Source organism: Desulfonatronum sp. SC1 (assembly GCF_003046795.1).
In the GTDB taxonomy this organism is placed as follows: Bacteria; Desulfobacterota; Desulfovibrionia; order Desulfovibrionales; family Desulfonatronaceae; genus Desulfonatronum.
On record NZ_PZKN01000030.1, the window covers coordinates 41903 to 53134 of the forward strand.

The 11232-nt window shown below is 57.0% G+C and carries 10 protein-coding genes; 6 read left to right on the top strand and 4 right to left on the bottom strand.

The features are described from left to right. Positions 1 to 38: 38 nt before the first annotated feature. The 3 genes from C6366_RS14845 to mfd are packed head-to-tail and all read right to left on the bottom strand — an operon-like array spanning position 39 to position 5571. The gene (locus C6366_RS14845) at positions 39 to 983 is read right to left on the bottom strand and encodes a SurA N-terminal domain-containing protein (RefSeq protein WP_107739260.1); all 945 of its coding nucleotides are present in this window, start codon (positions 981 to 983) and stop codon (positions 39 to 41) included. 38 nt (positions 984 to 1021) lie between these two features. Further along, positions 1022 to 2053: a peptidylprolyl isomerase gene (locus C6366_RS14850; protein WP_107739262.1), complete on the bottom strand. Its 1032-nt coding sequence runs from the start codon at positions 2051 to 2053 to the stop codon at positions 1022 to 1024. Beyond that, positions 2050 to 5571, bottom strand: a complete 3522-nt coding sequence (gene mfd, locus C6366_RS14855; protein WP_233248520.1) for a transcription-repair coupling factor — start codon at positions 5569 to 5571, stop codon at positions 2050 to 2052. Before mfd ends, C6366_RS14850 begins: the two co-directional genes overlap by 4 nt. A 402-nt stretch (positions 5572 to 5973) precedes the next feature. On the opposite strand from mfd, the gene C6366_RS14860 reads away from it, so the two are divergent. Continuing rightward, on the top strand, positions 5974 to 6231 hold the full coding sequence (locus C6366_RS14860) for a hypothetical protein (RefSeq protein WP_107739264.1): 258 nt from the start codon (positions 5974 to 5976) through the stop codon (positions 6229 to 6231). Between the two features lie 132 nt (positions 6232 to 6363). Here C6366_RS14860 and C6366_RS14865 read toward each other — a convergent pair whose 3' ends face one another. Then, positions 6364 to 7716 (bottom strand): UDP-glucose/GDP-mannose dehydrogenase family protein, encoded by a 1353-nt coding sequence (locus C6366_RS14865; RefSeq protein WP_107739266.1) that lies wholly within the window; start codon positions 7714 to 7716, stop codon positions 6364 to 6366. 309 nt (positions 7717 to 8025) lie between these two features. On the opposite strand from C6366_RS14865, the gene C6366_RS14870 reads away from it, so the two are divergent. The 5 genes from C6366_RS14870 (at position 8026) to C6366_RS14885 (ending at position 11095) form a co-directional block, all read left to right on the top strand. Beyond that, positions 8026 to 9000, top strand: coding sequence for a D-2-hydroxyacid dehydrogenase (locus tag C6366_RS14870; protein WP_107739268.1), 975 nt, complete (start codon positions 8026 to 8028; stop codon positions 8998 to 9000). A gap of 56 nt (positions 9001 to 9056) precedes the next feature. Beyond that, a complete protein-coding gene (locus C6366_RS14875; RefSeq protein ID WP_107739270.1) occupies positions 9057 to 9323 on the top strand; it encodes a glutaredoxin family protein in 267 nt (88 codons plus the stop codon). After that, entirely contained in the window at positions 9320 to 9640 is a 321-nt protein-coding gene (locus C6366_RS14880; protein ID WP_107739272.1) for a ferredoxin-thioredoxin reductase catalytic domain-containing protein, read from the top strand. The genes C6366_RS14875 and C6366_RS14880 overlap by 4 nt, the downstream gene beginning before the upstream one ends. Positions 9641 to 9667: 27 nt before the next feature. Beyond that, a complete protein-coding gene (locus tag C6366_RS19685; RefSeq protein WP_158269807.1) occupies positions 9668 to 9844 on the top strand; it encodes a hypothetical protein in 177 nt (58 codons plus the stop codon). Positions 9845 to 10015: 171 nt separating this feature from the next. Next, positions 10016 to 11095 (top strand): glycosyltransferase, encoded by a 1080-nt coding sequence (locus C6366_RS14885; protein WP_158269808.1) that lies wholly within the window; start codon positions 10016 to 10018, stop codon positions 11093 to 11095. The last annotated feature ends 137 nt before the right edge of the window (positions 11096 to 11232 follow it).

An 11232-nucleotide genomic window follows, 5' to 3' on the forward strand; every position in this document is an offset into this window, starting at 1 on the left:
CGCGCCCGCGTCGGGAATAACCGCATTATTATGAATAGCTAGAGCCGAACATCGATCAAGGCCCTGTTCCGCAGATTCTCCATATAAACATCATAACGCTCATCCAGGAGTGGTTCCATTAACGTCTCGCGGATTTGCTCCTCCACATCGGCCAGGGTTTTCAATTCACCTGCTTCCTCTTCCAGCAGCTTGATTACGGCCGGGCGGTCCTGGATCAGAACAACCGCGGAAACGTCCCCAACGCGCAATGGTTCCACGGCCCCGCGCCAGTTCGGCGACAAGTCTCCCCAAGCGAACATTCCCATGTCTCCGCCTTGCTCAGCTCCGGGGCCTCTGGAATATCGCCCAGCGGCTTCGCCAAATGACATATCTCCAGCCTGAATCTCGGCAAGAATCTCCTCGGCCAGAGTCTGAGAGTCGAACAGAATCAGGCCGAGACGAACCCGACGCTGCTGAGCGAATTCTTCTTTGTTGGCCTCGTAAAAGGACCGAACCTCATCCGAAGTGACCACGACCTTGCGGCGGACCATGAAGCCCAGCAGTCGATGTCGAAGCATTTCTTCCCGCAACCGGCGCTCGTACTGCTCCCGGTTAAGCCCTTGAATGGTCAACTGCTCCTGAAACTGACGCTCGCTCAACCCCGCCCGTTCGCGCAACTGTCGCGCCTGGGTCTGGACCTCCAGGTCCGTCACGGTGATTTCCAGGCGCTGGGCCTCCTGGCGCAAAAGAACTTCGTCGATCATTCGATCCAAGAGTTGGCGCTTAGCGTCCAGAAGCATGCGCTTCTCCGCCTCGCCCAGCTCCTGCCCCTGAAATTGCTCAACGAAAGGCCGAAAACGTTGATTCAGCTCAAACAAGGTGATGACATCGCCGTTGACCACGGCGACGATCCGGTCCACCACGTCTCGAGCCGAAGCAGTTCCAGCGGTTGCCGACAGGAAGAAAACAGCACACAGTATCACAATCTCCCAAAAATATCGCATTCCGTTTCTCCACGCAGAGACTTCAGTTCAGAGTTGGATCATTCCCGTGCCAATAATTGATGGTTGACCTGAATGCTGGCGGACCGCAACGCCTCGGTGAGCCATGCGTCAAAGGCCTCCCGAAGTTTGCTCTCGAGCAGAATCCGTTCCACCAACGGATAGGCCTGGGCCGGATCGACAATTCGCCCCTCGGTTCGCTCCAGTAAAACCAGAACCTGGTATCCGTCCGGGTTGCGCGACAGGATGCTCGTCGCCTGCTTGGGTTCCAAGCCGGACAGCAACGCCTGCCAGTCTCCAGGGATGTTGTCCTCTCTCAAGGCATAAGCATGCACGTCCACCCTGTCAAAGCGCTGCCCCAGCACGTCAGGATCAGGCTCGGTGGCGGAGAGTTCCAGCACCTTCTCCACCAAGTCCCGTTCCTGGCCTTGGACCAACAAAAACCGCACCCGGGGTCGCAGGTAAAAGTCGGCGATACGCTCCCGATAATAGGCGTCCACTTCCAGATAATCAATGGATATGGAAGGCCGCAGCACCTTCTGGACCAGCTTATTTTGATTCAGTCCGGCCCGGAGCTGCTCCCGCCAGCGATCCAGATGAATATATTCCTCGATCAGCATCTGCTCGAAAGCCCCTTCCGGATAGTCGGCACGGACCACCATCTCCGCCGCTTCCATTTCCTCGTCGGTCACGGCCAGGCCGTGATCAGCCAGATAACGGGCCACTAAGCGCTGGATCAGAATCTCGGTCAGCACGGCGCCGTACTCTTCCCGCAGACGAGGCAAAGAGTTCACTTGGTGTGTCATGCCCGCCAAGTATTTCAGATCATGCACGGCCTCGATTTCAGAGAGGAACACGGCTTCGCCGTTGACCCGTGCCACGACGCCCTGCTCGTCCAACGGCGCGGAGCATCCCAAAATCAGGAACAACAGCATGATCATGCCCAAGAAAGCAGCCAGGGAAGCGGCAGAAAAGGCGCCCCGAAATCCAACCAAAGAAGCGGTCGGGAAGACGGGTGGGACTGAAGCCTGGTAGGCGTTGGGGTGCAAGGAGTATTGACGCATGGAGATCATGACGAAGCGGGACGCGACGGCGTCAGCTCGGAAAGCAAGGTCGTGGCTTGTTGCAAATGCCTATAGTTAGCCGCCTTGTCCGCAAAGCGCAACTCCACCCGATTGGGCGGGAGCAGCCGTGCCTGGTCCTGGTGTTGAAGAACCCAGGGAACGATGGCATCCAGGACGGCCAAGTCCAACCCACCTGAATCGCCGGGCTCGTCCTTTCTCCCATTGGTCCCATCCGGCCAAGCCACGACCACCTTGCCCGGCAGCAGGTCGGCCTTGACCGCTTTCAGGGAGGACAACAACCGTTTCAGCCGGACGACCTCCAAAAAGGTTCGCAGTTCCTCGGGAAAACTCCCGAATCGGTCCTTGACCTCCCCCTCGATCTCCAAAGCCGCCTGGTTCGTGCCCGCCGAAGATAAGGCCTTGTAGAAATGCAGCCGGTCCCGGGCTTCTGGAATATAGCCCTCTGGAATATGCGCCGGATACAGGACGTTCATCTCGGTTTGCGCATCCTCCCGGGGAGCTTCGCCCTTGAGACGTCGGACTTCGTTCTCCAGCATCTCCAAAAACAACTCCAGCCCAACCTTGGAAATGGTCCCTGACTGGGTCTCGCCCAGGATGTTCCCGGCCCCGCGCAGCCGCAGGTCTTCCATGGCCACGAAAAAGCCCGCGCCCAGATAATCCATGTCCAGGATGACCTGCAGCCGCTTGCGGGTGGATTCCGGCAGGCCGTTCAGGTTATTCACCACGAAATAGGCGGAGGCTTGGCGCTCGCTTCGGCCCACTCGCCCCCGCAACTGATAGAGCTGTCCCAGCCCAAACATCTGAGCTTGGTCCACGATCAATGTGTTGGCCCGGGGAAAGTCCAGGCCGGACTCGATGATCGCGGTGCAGACCAGGATGTCCAGCTCGCCGTGCCAGAATTTATGCATGGCCTCCTCCAACATGGTCGCGCTCATCTGACCGTGGGCCATGCCGATTCGGGCCTCCGGGGCCAAGGAACGCACGTATTCCACCACCTGCTCCAGCCCCTGGACCCGGTTGTGCACCCAGAACGCCTGGCCGCCGCGTTCCAGTTCCTGGGCCAGAGCCCGGCGGAGCATTCCGGCGTCGCGTTCCAGAAGAAAGGTCTGCACCGGTTTGCGGTCCACGGGCGGGGTCTCGATGACACTCAGAGAGCGGATTCCGGAAAGAGAAAGCTGGAGGGTCCGGGGGATGGGCGTGGCCGTGAGGGTCAGCACGTCCACGTTCTTCCGCAGTTTCTTGAGCTTTTCCTTGTGCTTGACCCCGAAACGCTGTTCCTCGTCCAGGATCAGCAGGCCCAGGTTGGGCAGGTGCACGTCGTCGGAGATCAGCCGATGGGTGCCGATGAGAATGTCCACTCGGCCCCGGGCCGCTGCCTCCAGAACCTGCTTCTGGCGGACCTTGGGCACGAAGCGGCTGAGCATGGCCACCTGGACCGGAAAGTGTTCCATGCGCATCCGGAAATTCTGGTAGTGCTGCTCGGCCAGGACCGTGGTCGGGCAGAGCAGGGCCACCTGCTTGCCGTCCATCACCGCCCGGAAGGCCGAGCGCATGGCCACCTCGGTCTTGCCGAAGCCCACGTCCCCGCAGACCAGACGGTCCATCGGCTGAGGCAAATCCATGTCCGCAAGTACGTCGTCGATGGCCCGGGACTGGTCCGGAGTCTCCTCGTACCCAAAAGAAGCCTCGAAATCCCGGTACATCTCGTTCATCGGACTGTAGGCGTAGCCCTTGGCGACCCGACGATAGGCATAGATTTCCACCAGATCCTGAGCGATCTTTTCAATGGCCTTACGCGCCCGTTCCTTGGTCTTGGACCACTGCGCCCCGCCCAGCCGGTCCAGACTCGGGGACGCGCTCTCGGGCCCCTTGTAGCGCTGGACCAGGTTCAGGCGGTCCACGGGCAAATACAGCTTGTCCTCCCCAGCATATTCAATCAGCAGATAATCGTTGGCCGCGTCCCCGATCCGCACCCGGTGCAGCCCGTCGAAGCGGCCCAGGCCGTAATCCCGGTGCACCAGCAGATCCCCGGCGGACAATTCGTCAAAGGAGTCCAGCCCGGCAAAGCCCTTTTTATGGGCCTGGCGGGCCGGGCCTTTCTTTTCGTCGGGCTGAAGTACGTCCTCGGCCAAAAGCAACAGGCCGTTCCATTCCAGATCCAGTCCCTTGCGCAGGGAGGAGCGAACCAGGGCTACCCCCTGCCCTCGGGGATCGAAGGATTCACCAAAGGAGATACCTTCTTCGGCCAACCGCGTGCCGAACCGGTTCCTGGAATGATCCGAATGAAATGCGATCAGCACCTGGGGCCGCTCATCTTGCCACGTGCGCAGGGCCTGCATCAGCGTGCTCCAAGGACGTTGCCGGGCCTCGGGACGCCAGAACAGTTCCTGGAACGAGCCGAAAGTCTTTTCCGGCAGATCGACGCCCTGGCGATCCACACCGATGAGCAAGTCCTCGAAAACCATCTGGGGCTGGTTGTGCCACGCCAGTCTGGCCGAGGAAGCGGGTTGGATCACACTGGACCGCAGCCAGCGGACCTCGGCTTCGCAGTCGTTTTCCCGTGCCGTCTCCTCAAGAAACGCCTGCCAGGCCCACTCGCCCTCTTCCAGTCGCGGCCGCAGTTGGGACGACCCGGAAAGCAGAAACGTGGTATTCTCGGGTATCCATTGGTTCAGGGTCGAAAACCGCTCGTAGTACACCCCCGGCGCCATCCGCCCGTCGCCGCGCTCCAAAGCCCGCAGCAAGGCCCCGTGGCCACGGTCCGAGACCTCGCCGGTGGCGTCGAAGCGCTGCCAGCAAGCCTGGGCTCGGGACATGGACTCCGGGCTCAGCAGAGCCGGGGCCACCGGCAGGATGATCGCGTCCGGAACATCCTCCATGGAGCGCTGGCGCAAGGGTTCGAACAGGCGCATGCTCTCCAGGTGCTCACCGAAAAACTCCATCCGCAACGGAATCTCGAAGCCCGGCGGAAACACGTCCAGGATGTCGCCGCGTCGGGCGATCTCGCCAACGGCGCCAACCATGGACGACCGGCGGTAGCCCCAGGAAATCAGTTGTTCCAGGATCAGGTCCGGAGAGATTTCCTCGCCCACGCTCAGGTGCAGAAACGCGTTCTCCACCTCCTCCCGGGGCGGCCATTTGGACAAAAAATTCTCCACGCTCAGCACCAGGCCAAAGGGACGCACCGCGCCGTGCAGCGCGAAGAGGGTCAACCATCGCCTGCTCCAAGCGCCGGGGTCCGCGTGCAACGGGTCCTCGGGCGGATAGGCGGGCAGGGAGAACCAACGCCGCTTCCAGAACAGGTCCTGCTCGTCCCGGGAAAACAATCGGACCAGGGCCTCCATTTCCGGAACCTGCTTGGCCTCCGGCACCACCAACACAACGTTTTGCCCTTTGGCCAACAAAGACTCGGCCAGGTAGGCCTGGGTCGCCGGACCGCTTTTGTGCACGTACAGCGCATCCTTCCGCCCTCGTAAAAACTCTTGAACGTCCTTGGTCAAATACACGAACCGTCACCTCTATTGTTCATCGTCGAAAGCACTTTCTTTCCAAAACATTGCCCATCATTTCTGGAGAAATCTCTTCTTGGCGGGTATCTACTTTGCACATTTTGTGTCTGCTCTTACTCCGGCAATCGAAATCGGGGTCGGAATCGGGATCGGAACAGAAAAAAATAAGAACACACCCCAGCGTTTTCGATCCCGATTCCGATTCCGACTCCGACCCCGGCAATGGCATTACTCTGTGCTGAACAGTTACCTTGGCTCGCTTTGCGCCCTGAGCGAAGCGAGCGGTTCCCAAAAATTTCCCGGTTGCAAAAATCTCCCAGTTCATTACAACTGCGCCCTGTCGCGATCCGGGAGCGTCGCCGCGCGCCCAGCAAAACCCATCGGAGGTCATCCAGCAGCATGGCTTATTACCACGAACATTCCGCCGTATCTGTCTCCCTGGACGAACACGTCAAGATGCTCGGCGATGAGGATCTTTTGGATTTTTGGGAAGAAAGCCAATTCATGGAAGGTTTTTTTCACGAGCACGACATCTACCCGGAACTGCCGGTGGAGAATTATGAACGGCTCATTTTGCAGGAACTGCAGCTACGCTTCTGCCAGCGAGGCCAACCCTTCGCCACCCATCCACGAATCGAAACGCCCTGCCCATTCTGAATCCGCCTTAATTGCCCACTCCGGGTTTGCCTTGCCCGGTGCACTCATCCTCAATGAAACGGCACGCAACGTAGTAGGGGCACGGCGCGCCGTGCCCCTACGTTGGCGTGCCGTGCTTCCATCAGCATAGCACTACGACACCGCCCTGCCTGCCAAGTGCCCCCGTCCGATGCAGACGTACTCCAGATCGAAGCGCTTCAGAAATTCCGGATCATACAGATTCCGGCCGTCGAAAATAATCGCCTCGGTCAGGTTTTTGCGAATCCGCTGAAAATCCGGATTGCGGAACTGGTTCCACTCAGTGGCCACGGCCAACACGTCCGCGCCGTCCAGCACTTCGTACTGGTTGGCATGAAAGGATACCAGCGGATTGTCCGCCAAGGCCTCGCGAGCCTTTTCCCCCGCCGCCGGATCAAAGGCCCGGACCCGCATCCCGGCCGAGGTCAATTCCGCAATCAGTTCCAGGGCCGGGGCCTCGCGGATGTCGTCCGTGTTCGGCTTGAAGGCCACGCCCCACAAGGCCAGGGTCTTGTCCCGCACCCCGCCTTGCTGAGCGAAGTAAGCGGAAATCTTGTCCACCAAGCTCCGCTTCTGACGCATGTTCAACCCGTCCACGGCCTTGAGCACCCCGGGTTCGTAGCCACTGCTAGCGGCCGTGTCGATCAGGGCGCGGACGTCCTTGGGAAAGCAGGAGCCGCCGTACCCCAGGCCCGGGTAGATGAAGTGCCGACCAATGCGCGAATCCGAACCGATGCCCATGCGTACGTCGTTGACGTCCGCGCCGACCCGTTCGCAGATATTGGCGATTTCGTTGATGAACGAAATCTTGGTGGCCAGCATGCAGTTGGCAGCGTACTTGGTCATCTCCGAACTACGCACGCCCATGATGATCAGCTTTTCCCGGCTGCGAGCGAACGGCGCGTACAGGGCCTTGAGCAGTTCGCCCACCCGGACGTTGTCCGTGCCCACCACCACCCGATCCGGTTTCATGAAATCGTTGACCGCGTCGCCTTCCTTGAGGAATTCCGGATTGGAGACCACGTCGAACTCGATGCTCACCCCGCGGGCCTGCTGTTCTTCCAGGATCAGCGCCCGCACCTGATCGGCCGTGCCCACCGGGACCGTGGATTTGTTCACCACGACCTTGTACTCCTTCATGAGCTTGCCCACGTCTCGGGCCACCTGGTGGACGAAACGCAGGTCGCAACTGCCATCGGGCCGGGAAGGGGTCCCCACGCAGATCATCACGAACAAGGCCGAATCCAGACCATCCGTCAGTTCCGTGGTGAAGCGCAACCGGCCCTGCTCCGTGTTCCGCTGCACGATCTCTTCCAACCCCGGCTCGAAGATATGGATTTTGCCCTGAGTCAGATTTTTGACGATCTCCGGGTTCACGTCCACGCAAACCACGTTGTTGCCCATTTCCGCGAAACAAGCCGCGGTCACCAACCCCACGTATCCCGTACCGACAATACATAAATTCATGACGAATTGATCTCCTTCACAAAAGTGTTGTTCCTTGCATCCATGGCAATCGCGCCAAAGGCGACGCTTTCTTACCGCCCCCGCATACCGGGCACAACCCCCAGGAATCGAGGTCGTTCGGGCTTGGGTTCGAACCGCGGAATATTTTCCTGGTAATTTGAGAGCTTGGTCGTATTACCCCGCCGCTCGATCCACCGACGCTTGATATTCACCATTCATCGATGGTAGCCCAATTATAGAACGCCGAGCAACAACAGAGCTCCGAACTTCCAATACGCCTGAAGCCCTTACCTAACCTGGAGATCGCTTATGAACATCGTCGTGCTGGACGGTAAGACCATCAATCCCGGCGATAATCCCTGGACGCCCCTGGAAACCTTGGGCGCATTGACGGTCCATGACCGCACCGCTGCAAAAGACATCCTGCCCCGGGCCCTGTCCGCGGACATCCTCCTGACCAACAAGACCCCGCTACGGGCGGACACCCTGGCCAAGCTGGACAAGCTGCGATTCATCGCCGTGATGGCCACGGGCTACGACGTGGTGGACCTGGACGCCGCTTCTAGACGCGGTATTCCCGTCTCCAACGTGCCCAGCTACGCCGCCCAATCCGTGGCTCAGTTCGTCCTGGCCCTGATCCTGGAACACTGCCACCAGGTGGCCCTGCACGACCGGGAGGTCAGAGCCGGCGAATGGACCAAGGCCAGGGACTTCTGCTTTTGGAAGACCCCGCAGATCGAACTCTCCGGCCTGATAATGGGCATCATCGGCTTTGGCCGCACCGGACGCCTGGTGGCCGAACTGGCCCACACCCTGGGCATGGACATCCAGGTCTACACCCCTCGGATCAGGGAAACACCTTCTTACAAGCCTTTTGCCTGGAAGGCCTTGGAGGACGTGTTCGCGGAAGCGGACGTGATCAGCTTGCATTGCCCCCTGAAGCCAGACAACGTCGGCTTTGTTGACAAAACCTTGCTGGCCCGAATGAAAAAATCGGCATTTTTCATCAACACCTCCCGAGGCGCTCTGGTCAGCGAGTCCGACCTGGCCGAAGCCCTGAACAGCGGAGCCCTGGCCGGAGCCGCGGTGGACGTGGTCTCCGAGGAGCCCATCCGCCCGGACAACCCGCTGCTCTCCGCCAAAAACTGCCTCATCACCCCGCACATGGCCTGGGCCAGCCTGAGTTCCCGCAAACGCCTCCTGGAAGCCACGGTGGAAAACATCAAGGCCTTTCTGTCAGGTCGGCCCACCAACGTGGTCAATCAGCCCGTTTCATCGGAGTAAAGCCCCAGCCCAGCCATTGTCTGACGTTAAAACGACCTCAACAAGGAGCCTCCCTCATGTCCGACCCCATTCGCGTCTACGCCCTGAGTACCTGCATCCACTGCAAACGCGCCAAGGAATTTTTGGACCAGTGCGGCGTGGAATACACCCCGGTCCATCTGGACTGGATGACCGGCCAGGAACGCACCGACGCCCTGACGGAAATGAAACAACACAACCCGGCCCAGAGTTTCCCGACCATCCTCATCGGCGACACGGTGATCGTCGGCTTCAAGAAGGAAGAAATCGAAAAAGCCCTGGGCAGGGAGCCCTCCGCGTCATGACCCCCGAGCAGCTTTACGAAACCCTGCGCAAGATCCAGGAGCCCAAAGGCTATTTCTTCAACAAGGACAAGGAAATGATCCTGGAACTGATGGCCTCTCTCCTGGCCAACAAAGAGCGCCACGGCTACATGGTCTGTCCCTGCCGCCTGGCTTCCGGAGACCAGGATCAGGACAAGGACATCATCTGCCCCTGCGTCTACCGGGAACCGGACGTCAAGGAGTACGGCAGTTGCTACTGCGGCCTCTACGTCTCCCAGGACTGGAACGAAGAAAGGATTCCACACGAATACGTGCCGGAACGGCGCGCCCCGGCTTGATGATCACTTGACCGATAACCTCCCGGAATGTCCGTACGCACCCTTGCCCAAGAACTCTACGCCCTGGAGCGGAAGGTGGAACGCCTGAGTCATGAACTGGAACAGGCCTCACCTCCCCGCAAGGACGAGATCGACCTTGAACTGCTCCGAGCCACCGCGGAGCGTGATCGTTTACGGGCTGTGCTTCGGGCCAAGAAGGGATGATCACGGGAAGGCAGTAAACAGCACGTCCAGATCTCGCTCTCTTCGCGGCCCCACAGGACAATAGCTGAAGCCTTGAGCCATGATCACCCTGCGAATACAGGACTTTGATCAATATTTTTCTTTTTGATGGGACATTCGTTGAAATCGAAATCCTTTCCACCTGATGTCACAATGGTGACATACACCTATAATGACCATGCTTTAGTTGATGATTTGCTTGAAAGCATTAGCTCATGGACACTGCGGCCATCTCGAATCATTGTTGTCGATGATGGTTCCACTCCAAGCTATTTAACTGACAAAGCAACCGTCATCAGGCTTTCAAGCAATCATGGATTTGCAGAGGCAAAACAGGCTGGAATTTCAGCTGTCACAGGAAAATTTGTGCTTTCTTTGGATTGCGATATACGTTTAAATACAGAATGGTTATATAACAATATTCAATTTGCGGCTCGTCAAGATATCGGCATCGTCACGTCTGGAATAGCCTATTTTTTTCATGAAACTATTGTCGATAGATACATAAAATTTTACATAAGATATCCAGCAACCGAATATACTGAAAAACTGAACAATGGAGGAGCATGGCTCTTTCAAAAAGATGTCTGGAATATTTCTGGAGGATTCAGCAAGTTCAAAGGTATACTGTCAGAAGACATATGGTTTTCTCAAGAGGTTTACAAAAAAGGCTACAAACTTTTCTCAAACAAACATGCTCAAGCATATGAAGTTCGACGTTATAATAGATACACAGCTGTCAACAGAGTGTGGAAAGGCCAGTGGAAAAGCTTCCGCGAGCAACTAAGTGAGGATTCATCATTTAGAGACACACTTGGCTTTCTCTTAGCGACATTTAAATTGAGAATAAATAATGAACTTTATGTAAATGAATTTGCATATATTGATATTCTTTTATTCGTATATGCAACAATTGACACATTAAGAATTATAAGCAATAATTCTGAAAAAAATTACAATTGTGTTGCTTTTCTTTCAATTTTTACAAATTTGATTTCAGATTATCCAAAATTTCAATACAACATAAAGCATGATGCACTAGAATTGTCAAAAATTGAACACTATCAAGAATACAAAAACTGCTCAAATTATCCACTTGAAGTGTATAGCAGTGAACTCATTTCTTTCTTTTCAAGAAATACACTAATCGAAACTGAGCAAACAAGTCTCCCAAAAATTCTAAACGAACATGAATCAATTAAATCAAACTTCAGCAGTTATGATCAACTATAGGTATCAAAAATAACATCATTTTTATATCCGTCACCGTTTGAACTCTCCTGTGCCGCTTCCATTCAGTTTCCGATGTCACTCATTTTTTTTGTTCCAAGCCACACATGACCAACAACGTCAGGCACCCCTCCCCACCC

Excerpts from the sequence above, each read along its gene's own strand:
- C6366_RS14865 (WP_107739266.1), bottom strand. The coding sequence starts at position 7,716 with ATGAATTTATGTATTGTCGGTACGGGATACGTGGGGTTGGTGACCGCG.
- C6366_RS14875 (WP_107739270.1), top strand. The coding sequence starts at position 9,057 with ATGTCCGACCCCATTCGCGTCTACGCCCTGAGTACCTGCATCCACTGC.
- C6366_RS14870 (WP_107739268.1), top strand. The coding sequence starts at position 8,026 with ATGAACATCGTCGTGCTGGACGGTAAGACCATCAATCCCGGCGATAAT.
- C6366_RS14885 (WP_158269808.1), top strand. The coding sequence starts at position 10,016 with ATGGTGACATACACCTATAATGACCATGCTTTAGTTGATGATTTGCTT.
- C6366_RS19685 (WP_158269807.1), top strand. The coding sequence starts at position 9,668 with ATGTCCGTACGCACCCTTGCCCAAGAACTCTACGCCCTGGAGCGGAAG.
- C6366_RS14860 (WP_107739264.1), top strand. The coding sequence starts at position 5,974 with ATGGCTTATTACCACGAACATTCCGCCGTATCTGTCTCCCTGGACGAA.
- C6366_RS14850 (WP_107739262.1), bottom strand. The coding sequence starts at position 2,053 with ATGATCTCCATGCGTCAATACTCCTTGCACCCCAACGCCTACCAGGCT.
- C6366_RS14845 (WP_107739260.1), bottom strand. The coding sequence starts at position 983 with ATGCGATATTTTTGGGAGATTGTGATACTGTGTGCTGTTTTCTTCCTG.
- C6366_RS14880 (WP_107739272.1), top strand. The coding sequence starts at position 9,320 with ATGACCCCCGAGCAGCTTTACGAAACCCTGCGCAAGATCCAGGAGCCC.